Origin of the sequence: Nocardia sp. NPDC058518, assembly GCF_042719655.1 — a bacterium.
In the GTDB taxonomy this organism is placed as follows: Bacteria; Actinomycetota; Actinomycetes; order Mycobacteriales; family Mycobacteriaceae; genus Nocardia.
Genome location: NZ_JBHXNJ010000001.1, coordinates 119767 through 144180, shown reverse-complemented (window position 1 = coordinate 144180; position 24414 = coordinate 119767). Strand labels below are relative to the sequence as shown.

The following is a 24414-nucleotide window of genomic DNA, read 5'->3' as shown; positions in this document are numbered from 1 at the left end:
TTGCCAGGTGTGCGGGCCTATGATGAAACGGCTTGTTCAACTCGCTACTCGGGCTTCCCACGGCCCGATGGGAGCGCGGAAGGGAGCAAAATGGCCGCCGCCTCGGCGCCGACGCTCGTTCGCCGACTGAAACCCCGTGGAGATCAGCGATGGGCTCGTTTCTGCACTGTGGGTCGTCCCGGCAGCGAGCTAGGGGTTTGAAACGGATCGTTCCGATCTGTCCCCCGCCTGCAACGGCATCCTCGGCGCCGAACCGACGGCGCGAAAGATCGCGGCTGCAGAATTCCCCGTACTTGCCTCCTCGATCGGATCCCGGCGTGTAGGCAGCGGGCTGCACCGACTGCAGAAGGGCTCCGATGATTGTTTCCGAACGGGTTCCTCCTGAAGCGTTTCCGCTGTCGCCCGCGCAGCACGGGATCTGGATGGCGCAGCAGCTCACCCCCGACGTTCCCTTTGTCATTGCCCAATACGTGAAATTTCACGCAGAGCTGGAACTCGATCTGTTGCGGGGCGTCATCGCCGCGATCGGTCGCGAGTTCGAGACCGCCTGTGTGCGTCTGATCGAGGTCGATGGGCAACCGTTCCAGATCGTCGATCGAGGGCTCGACGTTCAGCCGCAGGTCCTGGACTTCCGCGACGAGGACGACCCGATGTCGGCCGCCGACGAGTGGCTGCACCGCGACACCGAACGTCCGATGGATCTGCTGGTCGATCGCCTGTGCGTGATCGCAATCCTGTACGTCGGCGACTCCGACTTCCTGTTCTATGTCAAAGCCCACCACATTGTGCTGGACGGCTATGGGGCGATGATCTTGATGAACAGGGGGGCGGAGCTGTACTCGGCCGCGCTCGCCGGCCGCGAGGACGATTACCGACCGTCGACGAGTCTGCGCGCCCTCTACGACAGGGATCAGCAGTACCGCGCCTCGCGTCGTTTCGCCGCCGATCGTGACTACTGGGCGCAGCGAACTCGCGATATGCCGGCCGCGAGCCTGAACGACGACGTTGCTCCGGCCGCTCGTTGCCTCACCGAGGTCGCCGCCCTGTCACAGACAACCACCGAACACCTGGCCGGATCCGTCGAGCACCTGCACACGAATCCGTCGGTGGTGGTGCTCGCGGCCCTCGCCTGCTACATCTCGCGCCAGTCGGGAAGCCACGAAGTGCTGGTCAACATTCCGGTGTCGGCTCGAACAACCGCACCGTTGAAGCGGGCGGGCGGCATGCTGGTCAATGTCGTCCCGCTTCGGATACGGATTCATCCCGACGACCTCCTCGGCGAGGTGATCGGGCGGATTCAGGTCGAACTGCTGGGAGCCCTACGCCATCAAGGCTGTGGGATCGAGGACATCCGACGCGCCACGGGTGACACCCTGTCACGATTTTCCGTGCCGCTGGTCAATGTGATGCTCGTCGACCTGGAACTGAGACTGGAGACGGTCACCGGCACTTTCCACCCACTGTCCCGCGGACCGGTCGGAGACCGCCTGATCAGCGTGTATCGCAGTGGTGAACCGACGAGGACCATGGTCGAGTTTCGTGCCAACCCGAATCGTTATCGAGACGATGAGGTGCGTGAGCAGTGCGCACTCATCGTGGAACTGCTCGACGAGTTGGTCACCGCGGATCCGGACACGCCGCTCCACCTCATTCACCGCGCGAGCGCGGAGCAGGCGGAACGCCGATACCGGGACACAGAGGTGCTGGACTACTGGACATCGGCGCTGGGCGGGCTGTCGGAACTGCCGGAACTGCCGACGGGCGCTTCCGGCCCGGGCATGGTGACGGGGGAGCGAACGTCGGTCGAGTTCGCGATCGACACCGAGTTGAACCGGGCCGTGGTCACGCTGGCCGCCGAACATCGTGTCGATTCGTTTGTCGTGCTGCACGCGGCGGTCGCGATGCTGGTCGCACGACTGGGCGGTGTCGATGATGTCGCGATCGGCACTCCGGTCCTTCGCACCGAACAGGCCGGGCCCGAGGACCCTGTCGTGGACATCCTCGTGCTGCGCACGCGTGTCGACGCGACGGCCACTGTCGCCGAACTGCTCGAACACATCGGCCGGGTCGACCGGGGTGCCTTCGCGCACGCCGATATGCCGTCGCACCAGCTGGCGGCGGCGCTGCGGCGCACCGGGCCGCACACCCCACTGTTTCGGGTGGTATTCGAGCATCATGCCGACGAGCGGCCACCCGCCGGCACGGACGACGCGGTCGCGGCGGCGCAGGACGACGACAGTTGCCTCGGCACAGCGGACCTGCAGTTCTGCGTGACCGAGCACTGGGATCGAGACGGCCGGGCCGCCGGCATGAGCGTAGAAGTGCGGTATCGGACCGATCTGTTCAACGACGAGATCATCCGGGGATTCGCGAATCGGTGGTTGCGGATCCTGGTGTCGGCGACGGCGGAGGTGTCCGTGCGGGTCGGCGACATCGATCTGCTCGACCCGGCCGAGCGACAGACCTTGGTACCGGTGCGTGGCGCGCCCGGGTTTCCCCCGCGGCTTCTGCCCGAGATCCTGGCAGCCGCGACATCCGTGGATCCGGCGGCCCCGGCGGTATCGTGCGGCGATCTCCGAATCTCCTACGGAATGCTCGACGAGCGGTCCGACCGGTTGGCACTGCTGCTGATCGGCCTCGGCGCGGGTCCGGAACGTTTCGTAGCGATCGGTATGCCGCGGTCGGTCGAATCGGTACTGGCGGTATGGGCGATAGCGAAGACGGGTGCGGCGTTCGTGCCGTTGGATACGACCTATCCCGCCGAGCGGATAGCAGTCATGCTCGACGATTGCGGTGCTGTGCTCGGACTGACGGTGGCGGCCGAGCGCGATCGGATGCCCGGGAGTATTCCGTGGCTAGTGCTCGACGATCCGCAGGTGGTGCACACGCCCGCGCGGCAGTCGAGCGCGGTGACCGATATGGACCGGACGGCCACCCTGCGGTGGGATCACCCGGCCTACCTGATCTACACCTCGGGGTCGACGGGAACGCCGAAGGCAGTGATGGTCACCCATCGGGGACTGGCGAATCTCGTTGCGCACGGGGCGACACTGGCCGATGCCGGGGACCGGGTGTGGCACGGCGCCTCGCTGAGTTTCGATCTGGCCGTGTTCGAGCTGTTCGTCGCGTTCGGTGCCGGGGCTGAGCTGGTGATCGCGCCGCCCGGGGCGTACGGCGGCGCCGAACTCGCCCGGCTGCTCGCCGCCGAGCGAATCACCCACTGGTGCACCACGCCTGCTGTCCTTGCCACCCTCGATCCGACGGACCTGGACAACCTCGCCTTCGTGAGCGTCGGGGGCGAGGTATGCCCGCCGAGTCTGGTGCAACGGTGGGCGCCGGGTCGGCGCATGGTCAACGGGTACGGGCCCAGCGAGACGGCAGTGCAGGCGACGACCGTCGACCTGCAGTCCGGCGACGACGTGACACTGGGCAGTCCCGGACGTGGATTCCAGGCCGTGGTGCTCGACGCACGCCTGCATGCGGTGCCCGTCGGAGTCGTGGGCGAGCTCTACCTGTCGGGTCCGGCTCTCGCTCGTGGGTATCACCGTCGGTTCGGGACGACCGCGGAGCGGTTCGTGGCGGATCCGTTCGGTGCCGCGGGACAGCGAATGTATCGAACCGGCGATCTGATGCGGTGGACAACCGCGGCGAGCGCCGACGGGACTTCGGTGCCGCGGCTCGCGTATGTCGGGCGGGCCGATCTTCAGGTGAAGCTGCGGGGCAGGCGGATCGAGCTCGGTGAGGTGGAGGCGGCGTTGCTGCGGCACGAGCGGGTGGCGCAGGCGGTGGCCGAAGTCCGTGTCGATGGCGGAATCGAACATCTCGTCGGCTACGTGGTGCCCGAGGCGGGCGAGAGCCTCGACGGGCCGGAGGTACTGGCCTCGGTGGCGTCGGTGCTGCCCGGCCACATGGTGCCCGCGGTGGTGATGGTGCTGGCGGTGATGCCGATCACCGGCAACGGCAAGATCGACCGGAATGCGTTGCCGAAGCCGGAGTTCCGGGCCGCGGTGTACCGGCCGCCGCGCACGAGCGTGGAACGAGCAATGGTCGGCGTATTCGCCGAGGTACTCGGCCTCGCGCCGGATCGGGTCGGCCTCGACGACGGCTTCTTCGATCTCGGTGGCGACTCACTGCTGGCGACGGGGCTCGTCGCCCGGATCCGCTCGGCGCTCGGGGCCGAGGTGCCGATCAGGACGATCTTCGAGGCGCCGACGGTCGCCGAACTGGTACCGCGGCTCGCGGCGAGCGGCGTGGCGCGCCCCGCGCTGGTCCCGCAGCAGCGACCGGCGCGGATTCCCTTGTCCTACGCGCAGAATCGCCTGTGGTTCATCCATCGATACGAGGGTCCGTCCGCGACGTACAACATCCCGATGGCGGCGCGTCTGCGCGGAGATGTGGACGTCGCGGCTATGGCCGCGGCTTTCGCCGATGTGGTCGCCCGCCACGAAAGTCTGCGCACGGTGTTCGAGGAGGACGACGGAGTTCCGTTCCAGCGGATCCTGCCTGCCGACACCGTGTCGTTGTCGTTGTCGATGACAACGGTGACACCCGAACGGATCGCCGAAGCGATAGCGACGGAGGCCGGGTACCGGTTCGATCTGTCGGCCGAGATCCCGGTTCGTGCGGCGCTGCTGCGACAAGCTCCCGACGAACACGTCCTGGTCCTGGTGCTCCATCACATCGCCGGAGACGGTGCCTCGATGGTCCCGCTGGTGCGCGACGTCATGACCGCGTACAGCGCCAGGGCGGCGAGTCAGGAGCCGAGCTGGGACCCGTTGCCGGTGCAATACGCCGACTACACGCTGTGGCAGCGGACGCTGCTCGGTGCGGAGAACGATCCGGGCAGCCTGGTGTCGCGCCAATTCGATTATTGGCGAGCCGAATTGGCGGACGCGCCACAACAGCTCCGGTTGCCGACCGATCGGCCACGGCCGCCGATCCAGTCCTTCCGTGGCGGGCTGGTCGAGTTCACCATCGACGAGTGGCTGCGTGCGGCGGTCGACGATCTCGCCCGATCGCGCGGAGCGACGGCATCGATGGTGGTGCAGTCGGCGCTCGCGGTGCTCCTGCACAAGCTCGGCGCCGGAAGCGACATCACCATCGGCGGTCCGGTAGCAGGTCGCACCGACGAGGCGCTGACCGACCTGATCGGCTTCTTCGTCAACTCCTGGGTGCTGCGCGTCGATCTCTCCGGGATCGGCGAGTTCACCGACGTTCTCGACCAGGTCAGGGCGAAAGCGCTGGCGGCCTACGAGCATCAGGATGCTCCGTTCGAACGGCTCGTCGAGTTGCTCAACCCGGTGCGATCCACCGCCCATCACGCGCTGTTCCAGGTCGCGATGGCATGGCAGAACCTCCCGGTTCCGGTGCTGGACTATCCCGGTTTGCAGGTGACGGTGGAGCCGGTGACGGCGGAGGTGGCACGCGTCGACCTGTTCTTCAGCCTGTCCGACCGCTCGGCGATGCCCGGCTCGCCCGGTGGAGTGCGGGGAACGATCGAGTACGCCAGCGACCTGTTCGATCGCACGACCGTCGAGCACATCGCGGCTCGCTTCGTACGGGTCCTCACCGAGATGGTGACTCATCCGCACGGTCGGTTCGAGCTGGTGGATCTGCTCGATCCGAGTGAGCGCGCCGGGGTGCTGCGGAAGTGGAACGGCACCACGGTCGCCGTCCCGGACACCACTGTGCCGATGCTGTTCGCCGAACAAGCGTCGGCAACTCCCGATGCGGTGGCGCTGTCGTTCGGTACCGAACACTGGACGTACCGCGAGCTCGCCGTCCGCGCGAACCGGTTGGCCCACCGGTTGATCGCCCAGGGTGTGGGTCCGGAGTCGGTCGTGGCGATTGTGCTGGACAGGTCGGCGACACTGATCGTGGCGATGCTGGCGGTGTCGACCGCAGGCGCAGCGTACCTGCCGATCGACCCCAGCTATCCCAGCGAGCGCACCGCATTCATCCTCGAGGACGCCGCCGTGCACCTGATGGTGAGCGAGTCGGGCATCGCGCGGCAACTGCCTTCTCCTGCCTGCCCCGTACTGCTGCTGGACACGGGCGTGGCCTCGGTCGACGACCAGGTTGCGGGGGAAGGTTCGGTGACCGATGCCGACCGGAGCAGGCCCCTGCTGCCCGAACACCCGGCGTATCTCATCTACACCTCGGGTTCGTCCGGTGTTCCCAAGGGTGTGGTGATCACCCACCGAAACCTGGTCCACCTGGTCGCCCACGGCTGGCCGACGACCCCGACCCGGCGGCGGTTGACGGCGTCGTCGCCGGGGTTCGACGCATCCGTGCACGAGATCTGGCCGACACTGCTCAACGGCATCGAACTCGTCCTCGCTCCGCCCGGAACCCCGGATCCGGCTCGAATCGCGCAGACGGTGCTCGACCACGGCGTCACATCGATGTTCGTGTCCACTCCGATGTTTCACCTGCTGACCGATCCGGCCATCGCGCCGGACCGACTGTGGGAGCAGGTCGACCTTGTCATCACCGCCGGTGAGGCGCTGTCCCCGGTGGCCGTCGACCGCTTCCGTAGCGCGTATCCACACATCCTGGTGGTCAACGGCTACGGCCCTACCGAGACTACGGTCTGCACCACCCTGTACGCCGTTCCCGGCACCGACGACGCAGCCCTGACCGGGGTGCCCATCGGGACGCCCATCGAGGGTGTACGGGTGTACGTCCTCGATGCGGGCCTGCAACCGGTACCACTCGGAGTACCCGGAGAGCTCTATATCGCCGGGGCCGGTGTCGGACGCGGCTACCACGGCCGACCGGCACTGACAGCCGACCGGTTCGTCGCGTGTCCGTTCGGGGAGGCCGGGAGGCGAATGTACCGGTCGGGAGACCTCGTCACCTGGATGCCCTGCGAGCGCACCGAGGCCGGGGAGGTCACGGCAGCGCAACTCGGCTTCCTCGGCCGCGTCGATGCGCAGGTCAAGATCCGGGGATTCCGGGTCGAGCCAGGAGAGATCGAGGCGGCTCTGACGTCGCATCCCGCGGTCGCCCAGGCGACGGTGATCGCGCGCCGGACCCCAGGAGACACCGCGAGAAGGCAACTGATCGGGTACGTCGTGCTCGACCGCGAGCTGACCATGCGTGCGGACACCGATCGAGAATCAGAAGTGGTCGAGAGCTGGCAGACGCTGTACGACGACGCGTACTCGGCCACGCAGGTCACCGACCCCACACCGGCAGGGGTTGCGCTCGCGGCGGACTTCAGCGGCTGGAACGCCAGCGACACCGGCGAACCGCTGCCGCTCGACGAGATGGTGCAGTGGCGGGACGCGACCGTGCGGTCGATCCGCCGGCTGCAGCCGCACCGGCTGCTCGAAATCGGTGTGGGCTCCGGGCTGCTGCTCGCCGAACTGGCCCCGGAATGCGACGAATACTGGGCGACCGATTTCGCCGCACCGACGATCGCCTCCCTCCGTACCAAGGTCGCCGAACAACCGTGGGCGGAGCACGTGCGGCTGCGCATCCAACCCGCGCACGTGACCGACGGGATCCCCGAAAGCCACTTCGACACCATCGTGCTCAACTCGGTGGTGCAGTACTTCCCCGACGCCGCCTACCTGCTCGACGTACTCGGCAAGGCCCTGCGACTGCTCGCGCCCGGCGGGGCGCTGTACATCGGCGACGTCCGGAACCTGAATCTGCTGCCGCAGTTCACCGCTGGGGTCGAGCTCGCGCGGGCCGACAAGACCGACACCGCCGCGATCGTGCGCGAGCGGGTACGCCGCGCCCAGCTCGCCGAGCGGGAACTGCTGCTCGCCCCCGAGTTCTTCGTCGCCCTGCCGCAGCACCTCACCGGCCTCACCGGAGTCGACATCCAGCTCGGCCGGATGGCAGCGGTCAACGAACTCGGTCGCTACCGCTACCAGGTGGTCCTGCACACGGCTCCGGTCCGCTCGCTCGCCGCGGCACCGACACAACCATGGACCAGGTGGGGGACCGCCGCGGCCCTGGGCGAGCACCTCCGGGCAGCCGGACCGGACATGATGCGTGTCACCGGAATACCGCGCGCCGGGCTGGGACAAGCGGTCACGCTGGCCACCGCACTCGATGACGCCCCCGACGTGATGACGGTACGGAATCTGCTCGACGCGGCCCGCGCCGGAGACGGGTCGGCGCCGCACGACGCCGACCGCGTCGGATCGGCGTTCGGATATTCGGCCGCGGTCACCTGGTCGTGCACACCGGGCTCGATGGACATCGTCTTCCTCAAGGAACCCGGTGATCATGGTCGTAGCGCCCTGACCGACGTGTACCTGCCCGCCCAGCCGATCGGCGCACTCGCCCGCTACGCCAACGACCCCGGTGCCGGCGCACGTCTCGAGGAGATCCGCCGTTTCGCGGACGAGCGTCTGCCCGACTTCATGGTCCCCGCTGCGATTGTGCACATGGCAGCTCTTCCCCTGACGGCACACGGGAAAGTGGATCACCGGGCACTGCCCGCGCCGGAGTTCGCGGTCCAGAGCACGGGCTACCGAGCGCCGTCCACGCCGGCCGAGGAAACACTGGCCGGGATCTTCGGCGAGGTCCTCGGACTCGGAAACGTCGGAGTGCACGATTCGTTCTTCGCGCTCGGCGGGGACTCGATCATGTCGATTCAGGTGGTCTCCCGGGCCAAATCGGCGGGATTGGTGCTCTCGCCGCGAGAGGTGTTCGAGCACAAGACCGTTGCGGCGCTGGCCGCCGTTGCCGCGTCCGTCGCGGCGAGGCCGGGGCCGCTCGAAGAACTGCCCGGCGGTGGCATCGGCGACATCACCGCACTCCCCATCTGGCGATGGCTGCTCGAGCACGGCGGTCGCTTCGACCGATTCTCCCAGTCGGTGCTGCTGAACCTGCCGGACGGGGCTGACGAGAACAATCTGGTGCCCGCACTACAAGCCGTGGTGGATCGACACGACATGCTTCGCGCCCTGCTGCCCACCCCGTCGGGTCCGGGATCCGGCGGGTGCCTGCGAGCACGGCCGGTCGGGGCGGTGGATGCCGCCGAGTTGCTCCGGCGGATACCAGTCGAGTCCGTGACCGGACCGGACTTCGTCACCACGGCCAGGGCCGCTCTCGATGCCGCTGCGGGCCGACTCGACCCCGCCTCCGGGATCGTGCTGCAGGCGGTGTGGTTCGACGCGGGCACCTCCGGCCGAATGCTGTTGGTCGCCCATCATTTGGTGATCGACGGTGTGTCGTGGCGCATCCTGGTGCCGGATCTCGCGACCGCATGGGGACGGATCATCGCCGGACTCGATCCCGAACTCGAACCAGTCGGCACGTCGATGCGCCGGTGGGCACACGGATTGCGCGAGGAAGCCGACATCGACTCCCGGCGCGACGAACTGGCGCTGTGGCAGCAGATCCTCTCGGTCGACGAACCGCCGGTGGGATCGCGGCCCCTCGATCCGGCGACGGACACCGGCGCCACCATCGACACGATCACTGTCGACATTCCGACCCGCACCACCGCGACCCTCCTGACCACACTGCCCGACACCGTCCATGCGGGAGTGGACAGCGGTCTGCTCACCGCTCTCGGGCTGGCGGTCAGCACGTGGCGACGGGGCAGAGGCAACGACACCGACCAGGTGCTGATCGGGCTCGAAGGCCACGGTCGAGAAGAACAGGTGATGCCCGGCGCCGACCTGTCCCGCACCGTTGGCTGGTTCACCAGCATGTACCCGTTGCGAGTTGACCTGTCCGGAATAGACGCGGACGAAGTGCTCGCTACCGGCGCGCGGACAGGAACGGCGATCGCGGCGGTCAAGGCGGTCAAGGAACAACTGCTCGCCGTGCCGGACCACGGGATCGGATTCGGCGTGCTGCGCTATCTGCACGACGAGTTCGGGCCGGTGCTCGCCGCCCGCCCCGATCCGCAGATCATCTTCAACTATCTCGGCCGGATCACCGCCACACCGCCCGGTCTCGCGCGCGAGACCGGATGGCTACCGGTCACCGACGTCGACCTCGGTGGCGGTATCGACCCGGACCAACCCGCGACCGCGGCGGTGGCCGTCAATGCCGTCGTCATCGACACCGACGCCGGGCCGGTGCTGCGCACCTCGTTCGCGTTTCCGACGGGCGTGCTGACCGCCGCCGAGGTCACCGATCTGGCGGACCGATGGCAGCAAGCTCTGACCGCAGTCGCCGTCGGCGCCACCGAGCCCGGCGCGGGCGGACACACCCCGTCGGACCTGCCTTTGGTGTCGCTGACACAGCGGGCGATCGAGGAGCTGGAACATCGGTATCCGGGACTCGAGGACATCTGGCCGTTGACGCCGCTGCAGAGCGGTCTGTTGTTCCATACGTTGCAGGCCGACTCGATCGATGCCTACCTGGTACAGATCACCTTGCATCTGGAGGGCAGGGTCGATGCGCGGCGGCTGCGGCGCGCGGCCGAGGCCGTGTCGCAGCGGTACCCGAACCTGCGCGCCGCCTTCGCGGTGCACGACGGCAATCCCGTGCAGGTCGTCTCACACGGGATCGAATTCCCGCTCCGTGAGGTCGATCTGACGGGCGGCGAGACCACCACCCGCGCAGCCGATGTGGATCGGATCCTGACCGAGGATCTGGCCGTTCGTTTCGACTCCACCAGCGCGCCACTGCTGCGGCTGACCCTGATCCGGCTGACAGACAACGAATTCCGGCTGGTGTTCACCAATCACCACATCCTGCTCGACGGCTGGTCGGCGCCGCTACTGCTGAAGGAGATGCTCGTTCTCTACGCGGGCGACGGCGACGCGTCGGTGCTGCCGCGGCCCCCCGCCTACCGGGACTATCTGAGCTGGCTCGCCCGACAGGACGCCGACGCCGCGCGCACGGCGTGGTCGCGCTACCTCGCCGGGATCGACCGCCCGACCCTGCTGGCCCCGGCTCGGCTCGGCGCGCCGGTGGGCGCCGTCTCCGAGGACACCTCGGTGACCCTCGACGAAGACCGGAGCCGAGGACTCGAGACCTTTGCCCATGCACACTCCTTGACCCTGAACCTGCTCGTTCAGGTCGCCTGGGGCATCGTGCTCGGCACACTGACCTCGCGGCGCGATGCGGTGTTCGGTGGCGCCGTCTCCGGTCGGCAGGCACCGGTTCCCGGTATCGAGGAGATGGTCGGCCTGTTCGTCAACACCGTGCCGGTGCGAGTCACCCTCGACCCGAACAAGACCCTCACCGAGTTGCTCGACGCGGTCCGCACCGACCAGGCGGAGCTACTGGACTACCACTACCTCGGACTGGGCGACATCCAGCAGGCCGTAGGTCCGGGCGCCGTCTTCGACACGTTGACGGTGTTCGAGTCGTATCCGGTGGACCGGGCCGCGCTGAGCCGCGCCACCGACATCGCCGGCATGCGCGTGACCGACGTGAGCGGCAAAGACTCCGGTCACTATCCCCTGACCCTGATCGCGCACATGGACACTCGGTTGCACCTGCGGGCCAGCTACCGACCCGACCTGTACGCCCGGGCCGACGCCGAGCAGGCACTGACCCGGGTGGTCCGAGTGCTCGACGCTCTCGTCGACGAACCCGAGATGCTGCTCGGACGGCTGAATCTGCTCGATGAGAACGAACACCGAAACCTGGCTCCGGTCACCGATTCCACCGCGGTTCCAGTGCCCGAGGCGACCTGGACCGCGATGTTCGCCGACCAGGTGGCCCGCCATCGGCGAGAGGTCGCGGTCGGAAACGGCAAACAACTGACCTACGCGGAGTTCGGCGCCCGGATCAATCGGCTGGCGCGATGGTTGATCTCCCGAGGTGTGGGTCCCGACGTCCACGTGGCCGTGGCGATGCGCCGATCCACCGACCAACTGGTGGCGATGCTCGCGATCGTCGAGGCCGGCGGCGCCTACGTACCGATCGACGCTGATCTCCCACCGGCACGTACCCAGCACATTCTCGACATCGTTCAGCCGGTGTGTGTGCTGACCTCGACGGGCACCGGGTTCGCGGGAACCGACTCGGGTGTGTGCATCGACGAGCTCGACACCTCGGGCTCGGATGCCTCCCCGCTCACCGACGCGGACCGGCTCGCACCGGTCCGGCCCGACAACATCGCTTACGTGATCTTCACGTCGGGTTCGACGGGCGTGCCCAAGGGCGTGACGGTCACGCACCGGGGACTGGCACATCTGGCGGCACGGTTATCCGGTGTGGCGGACAACCGTTCGCGCGTCCTGCACGTGATCTCACCGAGTTTCGACCCGTCGCTACTGGAGTTCTTCACCGCCTTCGGCGCGGGAGCGCGACTGGTGGTGGCGCCACCCACGGTGAACGCAGGCCCCGAACTCGAGACTCTTCTCCTGACCGAGCAGATCACCCACCTGTTCACCACCCCCGCGGTGCTGGCCACCCTCGATCCGATCAGGCTGCCCGCTCTGGAATTCGTGAGCGTCGGCGGTGAGAGCTGTCCGTCGGCGCTCGTCGAGCGGTGGGCGAGCGGCAGGCGCATGGTCAACGGGTATGGGCCGACCGAGATCACGGTGACGTCGAACATCCGCGATCCGTTGGCGGCGGGCGATCCGATCACGATCGGTGCCCCGCTGCCGGGATTCGCCGAGGTGCTCCTCGATGAACGACTGCAACCGGTACCGGTCGGGGTGGTCGGCGAACTGTACGTCGCAGGTCCGGGAGTGGCCCGCGGATATCACCGGCAACCGGGGATGTCCGCGCACCGGTTCGTGGCCGATCCCTTCGGGGCACCGGGCAGGCGGATGTACCGGACCGGAGATCTGATGCGGTGGACCGACGGAACCGGCCGACTCGAACTCGACTATGTCGGGCGGGCCGACTTCCAGGTCAAGGTGCGCGGGTTGCGCATCGAGTTGGCGGAGGTGGAGGCGACGCTGTTGCGCCATCCCGCGGTCGCCCAGACGGTGGCGGTGGTCCGCGACGACGGCGGCGGCGATCGGCTGGTGGCCTACCTGGTCCCATCCGAACACGGCCACGTCGACACGGCCGAGGTGCTGCGATCGTTGGCCTCGGTGCTGCCGTCGTACATGGTGCCGACAACACTGACGGTGCTCCCCGCGATGCCGGTGACCTCGACCGGGAAGGTCGATCGCACGGCGCTACCGGTTCCGGAGGTCGCCCGGACGCAGTACCGGGCTCCGCGAACCGACACCGAGCGGACCGTCGCGGAGGCCTTCGCCGAGGTGCTCGATCTCGACCGGGTCGGATGTGACGACAACTTCTTCGATCTCGGCGGCAACTCGCTCAGCGTCATCCGCGTGGCATCCATCCTGCAGGCCGCGCTGTCGCGGGACGTCGCGCTGCCACTGATCTTCCTCGATCCCACTCCCGCGGACCTGGCGCGCCGACTGGATGCCGGGTCCGGCGCGACGACGTCGATGCCCGAGGCACTCGACGTGCTGATCCCACTGCGCGCGGAAGGTAGCCGGACACCGCTGTTCTGTGTACATCCGGCGATCGGCATCTCCTGGGTGTATGCCGGTCTGCTGCAGTACCTTCCGGACCGGCCCGTGTACGGCCTGCAGTCGCCGACGCTGTCCGGCGGTCCGACCTACGCGTCTGCGCGCGAGCTCGCCCGCCACTACGTCGACGAACTCCGAGCCGTTCGTCCGCACGGCCCCTACCAACTGCTCGGCTGGTCACAGGGCGGCCTGATCGCGCACCACATGGCGGTTGCGCTTCGCAACGCGGGAGAGACCGTCGGCCTGGTCGTTCTGGACTACTACCCGATCCAGCGCAGCAGCAGGGACCTCACCCTCGCGGAGATGCTCGCGAGCCTGGGAATCGACCCCGGTGACGACACGCAGACAACACTGTCCGCCGAAGCCGCAGTCGCGCAGGTGAATCGCTCGTTCGGTCACGAAACCGGGCTCACAGCATTCGAACTCGAACGTATCCTGGCAGCGTATGCCGAGGTACACCGCAGCGCAGGCGCGGAACTCGAGCTGGACATCTTCGACGGCGACATGCTGTTCTTCGCCGCAGCGGACTCACTGGCCGAGTCCGCTGAGGTGAGCCCGAAGTTGTGGCGGAAAGCCGTCGCGGGGACGATCTTCGAACACACCGTCGAGGGAGATCACCTGCAGATGATGACTCCGGAATCGACCTCGATCATCGGTCCGCTGCTGGCAGACCATCTCGAGCGCGGAGATGACCCGCGACGGCGATGCTGAAGATCATCCGGAATCAGCCGCCTCAGAACTGCTGATTGCCGTAATCGCGGAACCAGGCCACGATCTGGTCGTGCTCGGTGGTTCTGGCCAGCGCCAGCAGGAGTAGCAGACGTGCCTTCTTCGGCGCGAGGTCGCCGCCGCTGACGACGCCCATCTTCGGGTCGACGGTGATCGCGCCGGAACCGTAGGCGTTGGCGGCGACCAGGGCGACACCCTTGGTCGCCAGCGCGGCGCTCGCCTGTTTCGGCGAGGGAGTGCCCGCGAACACGATGCCCTTGGCGCCCGCGGCGACGGCCGCGGTGATGGACTCGGCGGGGGCGTCGAGGTAGCTGTGGGCGATGTCGACGCGCGGGAGGGTGTCGCGGTTGATCGCGCTCAGATCGAACGGGGTCATCCAGCGGGCGGGGTCGTCGCAGCGCTGGACGCGGGCGGGCGCGCGTTGCAGTCTGATGCCCGCCCCGTCGATGGTGCCGAGGTCGCCGTATTCGCGGGTGGTGAAGGTGTGCACGCGGGTCGAGTCGGTTTTGGTGGCGTCGCGGGCGGGCAGGATCTGGTCGTTGAGGGCGATGACCGTGCCGAAACAGGTGGTCCGGTTGCTCGCCGCGAGGCGGATCGCGTTGTACAGGTTGACCGGTCCGTCACTGCCGATCGCGGTCCACGGTCGCATCGCACCGGTCACGACCACCGGTTTCGTGCTGCGTACGGTGAGGTCGAGGAAGTAGCTCAGCTCCTCCATGGTGGCCGAACCGGTGCTGACCACGACCGAATCATGGTCGTGGAGACGGCGTTCGACCAGTTGCGCCAGATCGTAGAGGTCGGTGACGGTGTAGTCGCCGGATCCCTTCTGCCCGAAGTCCTCGGTCGACAAGGCGGCGATCTCACCGATTTCGGGGCGAAGGGAGTCGACGAGTTCGGCGATCGGCCGCGTGCCCGGCCGATAGGTTTCGAGGTCGGTGCGCCGGTCGGAGGTTCCCGCGATGGTGCCACCGAGGCCGATCACCGCCACCCGCGGCGCCGTTCCCGCCGGTGCGGAATCCGCTGAGCTGACACCGATTCCGGCACTGGCGACTGTTCCGGCGAGAGCGATCGTGGCGGCGATTTTCGCGACTGTGGGCATGCGACTGACGCTACGAACGGCCAGTACGCGACCACATCACCCTCGCGCAGTACCTCGATCCGATACCGGGGTACTGCGCGCGACGGGTGAGATCGTCTCGATGGTCGGAGGCGGCTACTTGCCGATGATGCCGAACGGGTTGCCGTCGGTGTCTTCCAGGACGCAGATGCGGGTGCCGGGGCTGACCTCACGAGGCGCGGTGCGTTCGGTGGCGCCCGCGGAGATGGCCGCGTCTCGGGCCTTGTCGACATCGTCGACTCCGGCGTACGCGACGGGTCCCGCCGCTACGTCGCCGCTGGGGTCGAGGCCGATCTGGACATCGCCCACCGCCCAGCCGACGTAGTAGGGCTCGTCGGTGTGCGGAGCTCCGTACAGGGTGGTGTAGACGGCTTTTGTCGCGGCCAGATCGGATACAGGGATGACGACGCTGGCGATGGTGGGGCTCATCGGATCTCCTCTGCGGTGGGAGCGAGCCACGTTCGCGGGCGACGAGTAGACCGATCGTCGTCGGCGATGGTGACCGCGATGGACGAATGACCTCGGTGCCCACCCTACTCAGGCGGGCTCGGCCGTCCGCCTCGGCTGAATCCGCGTGTCGAGGAGTGTTCTCAGCGGCGCCCGCGTTCGATCCGGCGGTTCGTCAGTGGTGACCGCGTTCGGGCAAGACGAGTTGGGCGCCGGTGGTCGGGTGGTCGAAGACGTCGACGGGGTGGTGGTAGACGGTGGTGAGTAGTTCGCGGGTGAGGATCTCGCGTGGCTTGCCGTCGGCGGCGACGCGGCCCGCGTCCAGGACGGTGACGCGGTCGGCGTAGGCGGCGGCCACCCCGAGGTCATGGACGACGACGACCACGGCGGCACCCTCGGCGGCGCGGGTGGCTGCCAGGCGCAGGACGGCTTCCTGGTGGCCGAGGTCGAGGGCGGCGGTCGGTTCGTCCAGCAGCAGGGTGGCGGTGTCCTGGGCCAGGACGCGAGCCAGGGCTACGCGGGCGCGCTCGCCGCCTGACAGCGACGGGAAGACGCGGGCGGCGAGGTGGGTGACGTCGGTGGCGGCCAGTGCCGCGGTGACGAGTGCGTCGTCGTTGGCGGCGGCCGCGGTGTGCAGCCACGGGGCGCGGCCCATGGCGACGACCTCGCGGGCCGTGAACGGGAAGCCGACGGCGTGGGATTGGGGCAGGACCGCGCGGCGGCGGGCCATGTCGGCCGGGGTCCAGTGGGACAACGCGTGGCCTTCGAGCTTCACGGTGCCGGTGCTTGGCTCGAGTTCGCCGGCCAGGGCGGCGAGCAGGCTGGACTTGCCCGCACCGTTCGGACCGACGAGAGCGACGATTTCCCCGGCCGCGACCTGAAAGTCGACCGCTTCGAGGACGGTACGGGTGCCGCGCCGCACGGTGAGCCCGGTGGCGCGCAGGGTGACGGTGCCGAGTTCGGGGCGCGCGGGCACGTCAGGGGTTCGTGCGAACAGCGAACGCCAGGAGGCCCGGCGTCCGAGTGCGGCGTCGGCGGTGTCGGTCATCCCCAGCCTCCTGCTCGGGCTCGGGTGCGGCGCAGCAGCCAGAAGAAGAACGGGCCGCCGATCAGGGAGGTGAGCATGCCCAGCGGCAGGTCGGCATTGTGGACCAGCGTGCGGGCCACGACGTCGGCGCCGAGCAACACCACCGCACCCACGATCGCACTGAGCGGAACGAGCACCCGATGCCCGGGCCCGACCATCATCCGCACCAGATGCGGCACGATCAGCCCGACGAACAAAATGATGCCGCTGAATGCCACACCCGCCGCCGTGAGCACGGCGACCACCACGATCACCTGCCTGCGCAGCCGTTCCACATCCACCCCGAGGTGGCGTGCGGCGGAATCGCCGAGTGCGAGCAGATCCAGGCGCGGCGCGATCAGGATCGCCGCCAGGATGCCGACCGCGGACAGCACCGCCACGACCGCCACCGACGGCCAGGTCGCGCCGTTGAGGCTGCCGAGCTGCCAGAACACGATCTGATCCCGCGCGGCGGGGCTGGCGACGAACAACAGCAGCGCGATCAAGCCGCCGGCGAAGGCGTTGATCGCCACACCGGTGAGGATCAGCGTCACCACCTCGGTGCGCCCACCCGACCTCGACAGCACATAGACCAGCGCGGTCGTGATCAAACCCGCGACGAACGCAGCGGCCGCCACCGACCAGGCGGCGACGAACGCGCCACCGACCACGATGACGGTCCCCGCTCCGACCGCGGCACCCGCCGACACCCCGATAACACCGGGTTCGGCGAGCGGATTGGCGAACACCCCCTGCAGCAACGCACCCGCTGTCGCGAGGGCAGCCCCGACCAGGATGGCGAGGGCCACCCGGGGGAACCGCACCTCCCACAGCGTCACCTCACCAGCCGGATGCGCCGGCATCGGCCCGATGTCGAGGCCGATCCGATGCGCCACACTGCCGAGTACCTCGGCGGCGGTCGTCGGTACCTGTCCGAGCACCGCCGACACGACGGCCAGCACTACCAGGGCGAGCAGCGCGACAGCGAACACGACTGTCACGCGCGTGCCCCGGTGCCTCGTGGGCGGCAGGGGATCCGGGGTGGCGTCGGTGATCCGCGGGGCGTCCGCGGACTTCGTCAGGTGGGGGCCATCGCTCATGCCGGTTTGCCGTAGACGGCGTCGGACAGCGCGGAGACGACGCGGCCGGTGTTGGGGCCGAAGCTCAGGATCACCGCGTCGGACATGTCGACCACGCGCCGGTTGCGGCCCGCGGGAGTCTGGGCGATGCCGGGCACCTTCTCCAGCCCGTCGACGCCGCCCACCGATTTCAGCCCGTCCGACATCACCAGCAGCACATCAGGTGAGGCCGCGATCATCGCCTCGCTGGTGATGGAGACGAACGGCTCGTTCACTCCGGCGGCGGTGCCCGCGTCGACGCCACCGATCGCGGTGATCAGCGAATCGGCGCCCGAACCGCGGCCCGCGATCATGGTGATGGCGGCGCTGCGCAGGTACAGGAAGGCGATCTTGGGCTGCGGATCCTGCTTCGGGACGCGGGCTGTCGCGGCGGCGATCTCGTCGTGGGTGCGCGCGCCGAGCTGCTTGCCCGCCTCGGGAACACCCAGCGCGGTGGCCACTGCCTCGATCTGCGGGACGACACCGGCCATGCTGCGCTCGGGGTCGAAGTAGACGACGGTCACCCCGGCCGCCCGTAACTGCTCACGCACGGCAGGGGCGGCGCTGGTCGTGTCGGTGAGGAACACCGACGGGCGCAGATTCAGGACCGCTTCGACGCTGAGGCTGCCGTTGCCGCCCGCCACATTGGGCACGGACGCGACGGCGGGGAACGAGGCGGAGGTGCTGCGGCCGACGAGGTTCGCGCCCAGACCCAGCGCCCACACGGTTTGGGCGAGGGTGCCGTACCGGTCGACGGCGATGATGCGCGAGGTGTCGGCGATCGTCACGTCGCTGCCGTCATAGGACTTCACCGTAACCGGCAACCGCGGCGTCGGCGCGGGCCCGATCGGGACGGGGTCCAGGTCAGCGAGCTGCGCCGTCACCGGACCACCCGAATTGGCAGTCGATGCAGGATTGCTCGCGGTGCAAGCGACGGCACCGGTCAGCACCGTCGCCGCGAGCATCGCCGTCAGCACACCACGCAGTTTCATATAGGTGAGGCTAGCCATCATTCGGAACGGGCGCTCACATCGTCCAGGGCAGCCGCGATCGCTCGCGGCAACTCGAGGGTTTCGGCGGCCAGCACCCCGGTGAGCTGACCGATATCGCGAGCACCGACGATCATGCTCGCGATGCCGGGCCGATCACGGATCCAGGCCAGCGCCACCGCCAGCGGCGACGTGCCGAGCCCGTCCGCGGCGGTGACCAGCGCATCGACCACCCTGGTCGCGCGATCGTCATCGAGCCTGCGCCGGATCTCGGCCGCCGTCGCCTCGTCGGCACCCCGCGAATCCGCCGGGACACCGTCGCGATACTTGCCGGTCAGAATCCCACCGGCCAGCGGCGCCGACGCGATGATGCCGACCCCGTGGTGGCGGCCTGCGGGAATCGCGTCGTTCTCGGTGCCACGCGCGAGCAGCGAGTACGGCGTCTGCGCGGCCGTGATCGGCGCGATCGCGGCCAGGCTGGCCAGCTGCCACGCCGTGAAACCGCGCACACCCGCGTACCGGGTGCGGCCGGTCCGCACCGCGGTGTCCAGGGTGGCCGCGACCTCGTCGAGCGGCGTGTACGGATCCCAGGCGGCGATGCTCCAGATGTCGAGATGATCGGTGCCCAGTTCGAGCAGGGTGCGATCGAGTTGTTTGAGCAGCGTGCGCCGCGACGCGTCGACCACCGGGCCCACCGCGGCGGGCGCGGGCACCGAGTCGCCGACCCCGGCGCCGGGCGCGTGCATCACCACACCGGCGCTGCCACTGAGCACCAATTCGTCCCGCGAGACCAGGTCGCCGAGCAGATCCGCCAGGATCCGCTGCGCCGCGCCCTCGCCGTAGACGGGGGAGATGTCGACGAGCGTGCCACCGGCCTCGGTGAACGCCGCCAACTGCACCGATGCCTCGTCGGCATCGGTATGTGTCCCCCAGGTATGGGTCGCCAACCCGATTCGCGACACCCGAAGTCCGCTGCGTCCCACCGTTCGCTGTTCCATCACCGCGCCCGCGCATTCGTCACGGCGACAGCCTAATGCGCGGGCCACCGCTGCCCCATTCACCGACCCGCACCGGGATCGGCCGGATCCGTCTCGATGAGGTCCGCGGGCGGCGACCGGACACTGCGACGGGTAGGGTCGCTGCGAGATCGTGGCCGTGCAGGTTGCGGCTAGTGCAAAAGCCCAGGAGGATGCGGTCTTTCGGGCGCGAGTCAGCAGGAGGACGTGGTGGGCGAGTCGATGACCTGGTTCCAGGCATTGGTACTCGGATTGGTGCAGGGGCTCACCGAGTTCTTGCCGATCTCCTCCTCCGGACACCTTCGGATCGTCTCGGGCGTGTTCTTCGGCGACGACGCGGGTGCCTCGTTCACCGCTGTTACCCAACTCGGCACCGAACTCGCGGTCCTGGTGTACTTCGCCAAGGACATCTGGCGCATCCTCGTCGCCTGGTTCACCACCCTCGGCATGCGTTTGCGGGAACGGTCGCAGCGCGAGGTCGCGGTCGGCGACCGGGTCACCACGAAACTGCCGGTGATGGACCGCAGTGCCCGCGAAGCTCACGAACGTGACACCCAGCGCGAACTCGACTACCGCATCGGCTGGTACGTGATCATCGCCACCATCCCGATCGGTGTGTTGGGGTACCTGTTCAAGGACGAGATCCGCACCGGTGCCCGCAATTTGTGGCTGGTGTCGTTCATGCTGATCGCTTTCGCCCTCGTGATCGCCGCCGGTGAGTACTACGGCAAGAAGGAACGCTCCATCGAACAGCTCACCACCCGCGACGGCATCATCATGGGCCTGGCGCAGTGCCTCGCGCTGATCCCGGGCGTCTCTCGCTCCGGCGCCACCTCCACTGCGGGCCTGTTCCTGGGCTTGAAGCGTGAGGCGGCGGTGCGATTCTCCTTCTTGCTGGCGATCCCCGCCGTGACCGCGTCCGGGCTGTTCAGCCTGCCCGACGCGTTCGAACCGGCCGGTGAGGGCCTCAATGCCAGTGGGCCGCAGTTGCTGGTCGCTACCGTGCTGGCATTCTTCGTCGGTTATGCCTCGGTGGCCTGGCTCTTGAAGTTCGTCAGCAATCATTCGCTGTACTGGTTCGTCGGGTATCGGATCATCGTCGGCCTCGCTGTGATGGGCCTGCTGGCCGCCGGCGTCGTCTCCGCCACCTGATCCCGACCCCGACCCATGGTTAGGCTGGTCCCATGACGGTGATCCTGCTCCGGCACGGAGTGTCGACCTCCAACACCGCGCGTACCCTCGCGGGCCGTGCCCCCGGCGTCGAACTCACCGAACGCGGCACCGAACAGGCCGCCGCGGTGGCCGACCGGCTCGCGATGCTGCCGATCGAACACATCGCCAGCTCACCGCTGCTGCGCTGTCAGCGCACCGTGGCGCCGCTGGCCGAGAAGCTGGGCCTCGAACCCGACCACGACGAACGGCTCATCGAGGTCGACTACGGCGACTGGACCGGGCGCCCGATCGCCGAACTGCTCACCGAACCGCTGTGGCGGGTCGTGCAGGGTCATGCCTCGGGTGCGGTGTTCCCCGGCGGGGAAGGGCTGGCCCAGGTCCAGCAGCGTGCGGTCGCCGCGATCCGCGATACCGAACGCACACTGGCCGAGAAGGCGGGCCGGGATGTGCTGTGGGTGGCGTGCGCGCACGGCGACGTCATCAAGTCGATCCTGGCCGACGCCTTGGGCTTGCACCTGGACAGTTTTCAGCGGATCGCGGTGGAACCGGCCTCGATCAGCGTTGTTCGCTACAGCCCACACGGGCCGTCGGTGTGGAAGTTCAACGACACCGGCGCCGATCTTTCCGCGCTGGCCGTGGCGGCACCGACGACACCGACGCCCGGTGGAGAGGTGCCGACTGCCGCGAACGCGGATAATGGGAATGCGGGGCACCGCGATTCTCCTTAGAGGAGTGTGTTCGTGAGTGTCGATCAGGGTCACGTATCAGGAGGTGCATGTGTCACGCGCAATCCATGTATTTCGCACCCCCGATCGTTTCGTCGCCGGGACCGTCGGTGAACCGGGCGATCGTTCGTTCTACCTACAGGCCGTGCAGGAGCCGTTGGTGGTGAGCGTGCTGCTGGAGAAGCAGCAGGTGAAGGTGCTCGCCGACCGGATGGGTCTGCTGCTCGACGAGGTAGCGCGTCGCTTCGGCGCCGAGGTGCCACCCGAAGGGGAGGACGTGCGCGATGTCGCGCCGCTGGTCACTCCCATCGACACCGAATTCCGGGTCGGCACCATGGGTCTGGGCTGGGATTCCGACGCGGGAGCTGTGGTGGTCGAGTTGCTCGCGATCACCGAGACCGAGGTCGACGAATCGGTGGTGCTCGACGACACCGACGAAGGTCCCGACGCGGTGCGGGTGTTCCTGACCCCCATCCAGGCGCGCGAGTTCGCGTTGCGGTCGGCGCGGGTGATCGCGGCGGGGCGCCCGCCATGCCCGCTGTGCGGGGAACCGCTGTCCTCGCGCGGGCACATGTGTGTGCGCACCAACGGGTACAAGCGCGGCGAGATCTTCGGCGCTGCCGAGCTCGAAGAGGAGTGATCTCCCGTGCCGGTACTCACCGAAGGTGAACTCGACATCGTCGGTCGGATCGGCGTCGCCAGCAATCTGACACTGGTGTGCGAGATCGCCGCACCCGAACCCGACGGTGCACCGCTGCGAGTGGTGTACAAGCCGGTGCGCGGTGAACGACCGCTGTGGGACTTCCCCGACGGCACCCTCGCGGGCCGCGAGGTCGCGTCGTATCTGATCTCCGAACACCTCGGCTGGGGTGTCATCCCCGAAACGGTGCTGCGCGACGGGCCTTTCGGACCTGGCATGGTGCAGCGCTGGGTCACCTCGGTCGACAACCGCACCGATACCCGTCAGCGCCTCGACCTCGTCGACCTGTGCACGCCGGGGACGGTGCCCGCGGGATTCTGTGAAGTCCTGCGCGCGCTAGATGAGCAGGGCAACGAGGTCTCGCTCATCCACGCCGACGATCCGCGGCTGCAACGGATGGCGGTGCTGGATCTGTTGCTCAACAACGCCGATCGCAAAGGCGGGCACGCGCTGGAAGGTGTCGACGGTCAGGTCTACGGCGTCGACCACGGCATCTGCCTGCACACCGAACCGAAACTGCGAACAGTGCTGTGGGGCTGGGCGGGGCGACCGGTGCACGAGTCACTGATCACCGACATCGCCACCTTCGCCGCGAATCTGCCCGGCGCCGTAGCTGATTCGCTGGCCACCCACATCACCGACGCCGAGATCGCCGCGCTCACCGAACGCGCGAAGGCGTTGCTCGAACATCCGGTGATGCCGGTGCCCAACTCGTCACGCCCGATTCCCTGGCCGGCTTTCTGATTCGAACCGGTTGTGTAGCAGGATTTCGGAAGCGCACGGGTTACACCGAGTGTGAGGATCGCCAGACATCGATCCGAGGAGAAATCATGCGACGACATGCTGGTCCGGCCTTGTTCGGCCTCACGCTGCTACGGGATGAGCGCGCTGTCGCGCACGGGCTCTCGGTTGTGGGTCGGCGATGAGAACCGTTGTGCTCTGCCTGGTCGGTGTGCTGTTCGCGGGGATGGGACTGTACGCGCTGGCGGCTCCTGCCGCGCTGGCCCGGCCGTTCGGGTTGTCGGTGTCAACGGCGGTGAGCCGGTCGGAGATTCGCGCGGTGTACGGCGGTTTCGGGTTGGCTGTCGCAGGCGTGTTGTTCTGGTCGGCGTTCGGTGCCGATGAGCTGCGAACCGGGGCAGCGCTGACAGTAGGGTTCGCCCTGGCCGGGATGGCCGGCGGCCGCGTCATCTCACGGCTGGTCGACAGCGGGGTGCGCTTCTATCCGATCTGGTTCTACTTCTCGGTCGAACTGGTCGGCGCCGCGCTCGTGCTCGGTGTCGCCTGATTTCACGATCTACGTTATGCAGGAACGGTCCGGTGAGTTTCGAGCACGAAGGAGGTCTACACAGTCATGAGGAAACTGATCTACGGGTTCGGCGTGTCCCTGGATGGTTACGTCAACGACCGCGACGGCAGCATCGACTGGACCGACCCGGACGACGAGCTGCACCAGTTCCACAACGACAGGTTCCGCGGGCTCGACGTCGCGCTGAACGGTCGTCGGCTGTACGAGCTGATGGCCGAGTACTGGCCGTATGTGCCCGAGGACGCGCCACGCATCACACGCGAGTTCGGCGAACTCTGGACGGCCAAGCCCAAGGTCGTCTTCTCCCGAACGCTCACCGAGGTCGAGTGGAACAGCACGCTGGTCAGCGCGAACGCGGTCGAAGAGGTTCGCAGGCTCAAGGCCGACGGTGATGGCGTCATGGAGGTCGGTGGCGCGAGCCTGGCGGCCTCGCTGATGCCACACGGGCTCATCGACGAGTACCAGGTGTTCGTCTCGCCCGTGGTGCTCGGCGGCGGCACACCGATGTTCCCGTCACTGGACAAGCGGATCAAACTCCGATTGGTCGAGACGAGGCGCTTCGACACCGCGGTGCTGCTGCGCTACCTCGTCGACTGAG

The 24414-nt window shown here is 68.1% G+C and carries 13 protein-coding genes; 7 read left to right on the top strand and 6 right to left on the bottom strand.

Annotation, left to right across the window (positions count from 1 at the left end):
- Nucleotides 1-356 precede the first annotated feature (356 nt).
- Entirely contained in the window at nt 357-14138 is a 13782-nt protein-coding gene (locus ACFWPX_RS00565) for an amino acid adenylation domain-containing protein (RefSeq protein WP_378924601.1), read from the top strand.
- A 22-nt stretch (nt 14139-14160) separates the two neighbouring features.
- On the opposite strand, the gene ACFWPX_RS00560 is transcribed toward ACFWPX_RS00565, so the two are convergent.
- From ACFWPX_RS00560 to ACFWPX_RS00535, 6 genes are all read right to left on the bottom strand, one after another.
- Complete coding sequence (locus tag ACFWPX_RS00560; RefSeq protein WP_378924599.1) at nt 14161-15255, bottom strand: asparaginase; 1095 nt, start codon at nt 15253-15255, stop codon at nt 14161-14163.
- A 114-nt stretch (nt 15256-15369) separates the two neighbouring features.
- Complete coding sequence (locus ACFWPX_RS00555; protein ID WP_378913609.1) at nt 15370-15702, bottom strand: VOC family protein; 333 nt, start codon at nt 15700-15702, stop codon at nt 15370-15372.
- Between the two features lie 193 nt (nt 15703-15895).
- The gene (locus ACFWPX_RS00550) at nt 15896-16768 is read right to left on the bottom strand and encodes a heme ABC transporter ATP-binding protein (RefSeq protein ID WP_378924597.1); all 873 of its coding nucleotides are present in this window, start codon (nt 16766-16768) and stop codon (nt 15896-15898) included.
- Nucleotides 16765-17886 (bottom strand): FecCD family ABC transporter permease, encoded by a 1122-nt coding sequence (locus ACFWPX_RS00545; RefSeq protein ID WP_378913611.1) that lies wholly within the window; start codon nt 17884-17886, stop codon nt 16765-16767. Before ACFWPX_RS00545 ends, ACFWPX_RS00550 begins: the two co-directional genes overlap by 4 nt.
- On the bottom strand, nt 17883-18896 hold the full coding sequence (locus tag ACFWPX_RS00540) for a hemin ABC transporter substrate-binding protein (protein ID WP_378913612.1): 1014 nt from the start codon (nt 18894-18896) through the stop codon (nt 17883-17885). Before ACFWPX_RS00540 ends, ACFWPX_RS00545 begins: the two co-directional genes overlap by 4 nt.
- A gap of 17 nt (nt 18897-18913) precedes the next feature.
- Nucleotides 18914-19891 carry an aldo/keto reductase gene (locus ACFWPX_RS00535; RefSeq protein ID WP_378913613.1) on the bottom strand — a complete coding sequence of 326 codons (978 nt, stop codon included), beginning with the start codon at nt 19889-19891 and terminating at the stop codon, nt 18914-18916.
- Nucleotides 19892-20131: 240 nt separating this feature from the next.
- On the opposite strand from ACFWPX_RS00535, the gene ACFWPX_RS00530 reads away from it, so the two are divergent.
- The 6 genes from ACFWPX_RS00530 (at nt 20132) to ACFWPX_RS00505 (ending at nt 24413) form a co-directional block, all read left to right on the top strand.
- A complete protein-coding gene (locus tag ACFWPX_RS00530; protein ID WP_378926067.1) occupies nt 20132-21061 on the top strand; it encodes an undecaprenyl-diphosphate phosphatase in 930 nt (309 codons plus the stop codon).
- 32 nt (nt 21062-21093) lie between these two features.
- Nucleotides 21094-21810: a histidine phosphatase family protein gene (locus ACFWPX_RS00525; RefSeq protein WP_378913615.1), complete on the top strand. Its 717-nt coding sequence runs from the start codon at nt 21094-21096 to the stop codon at nt 21808-21810.
- 49 nt (nt 21811-21859) lie between these two features.
- The gene (locus ACFWPX_RS00520) at nt 21860-22447 is read left to right on the top strand and encodes a DUF3090 domain-containing protein (protein ID WP_266288581.1); all 588 of its coding nucleotides are present in this window, start codon (nt 21860-21862) and stop codon (nt 22445-22447) included.
- A 6-nt stretch (nt 22448-22453) separates the two neighbouring features.
- A complete protein-coding gene (locus ACFWPX_RS00515) occupies nt 22454-23251 on the top strand; it encodes an SCO1664 family protein (RefSeq protein WP_378913616.1) in 798 nt (265 codons plus the stop codon).
- A 178-nt stretch (nt 23252-23429) separates the two neighbouring features.
- Nucleotides 23430-23795: a DUF4345 family protein gene (locus tag ACFWPX_RS00510; RefSeq protein ID WP_378924595.1), complete on the top strand. Its 366-nt coding sequence runs from the start codon at nt 23430-23432 to the stop codon at nt 23793-23795.
- 66 nt (nt 23796-23861) lie between these two features.
- Nucleotides 23862-24413, top strand: a complete 552-nt coding sequence (locus ACFWPX_RS00505; protein WP_378924593.1) for a dihydrofolate reductase family protein — start codon at nt 23862-23864, stop codon at nt 24411-24413.
- Nucleotide 24414 lies beyond the last annotated feature (1 nt).

What these genes read in the sequence shown, in the direction of transcription:
- ACFWPX_RS00565 (WP_378924601.1), top strand. Translation starts at nt 357, where the DNA reads ATGATTGTTTCCGAACGGGTTCCTCCTGAAGCGTTTCCGCTGTCGCCC.
- ACFWPX_RS00560 (WP_378924599.1), bottom strand. Translation starts at nt 15,255, where the DNA reads ATGCCCACAGTCGCGAAAATCGCCGCCACGATCGCTCTCGCCGGAACA.
- ACFWPX_RS00555 (WP_378913609.1), bottom strand. Translation starts at nt 15,702, where the DNA reads ATGAGCCCCACCATCGCCAGCGTCGTCATCCCTGTATCCGATCTGGCC.
- ACFWPX_RS00550 (WP_378924597.1), bottom strand. Translation starts at nt 16,768, where the DNA reads ATGACCGACACCGCCGACGCCGCACTCGGACGCCGGGCCTCCTGGCGT.
- ACFWPX_RS00545 (WP_378913611.1), bottom strand. Translation starts at nt 17,886, where the DNA reads ATGAGCGATGGCCCCCACCTGACGAAGTCCGCGGACGCCCCGCGGATC.
- ACFWPX_RS00540 (WP_378913612.1), bottom strand. Translation starts at nt 18,896, where the DNA reads ATGAAACTGCGTGGTGTGCTGACGGCGATGCTCGCGGCGACGGTGCTG.
- ACFWPX_RS00535 (WP_378913613.1), bottom strand. Translation starts at nt 19,891, where the DNA reads ATGGAACAGCGAACGGTGGGACGCAGCGGACTTCGGGTGTCGCGAATC.
- ACFWPX_RS00530 (WP_378926067.1), top strand. Translation starts at nt 20,132, where the DNA reads ATGACCTGGTTCCAGGCATTGGTACTCGGATTGGTGCAGGGGCTCACC.
- ACFWPX_RS00525 (WP_378913615.1), top strand. Translation starts at nt 21,094, where the DNA reads ATGACGGTGATCCTGCTCCGGCACGGAGTGTCGACCTCCAACACCGCG.
- ACFWPX_RS00510 (WP_378924595.1), top strand. Translation starts at nt 23,430, where the DNA reads ATGAGAACCGTTGTGCTCTGCCTGGTCGGTGTGCTGTTCGCGGGGATG.
- ACFWPX_RS00505 (WP_378924593.1), top strand. Translation starts at nt 23,862, where the DNA reads ATGAGGAAACTGATCTACGGGTTCGGCGTGTCCCTGGATGGTTACGTC.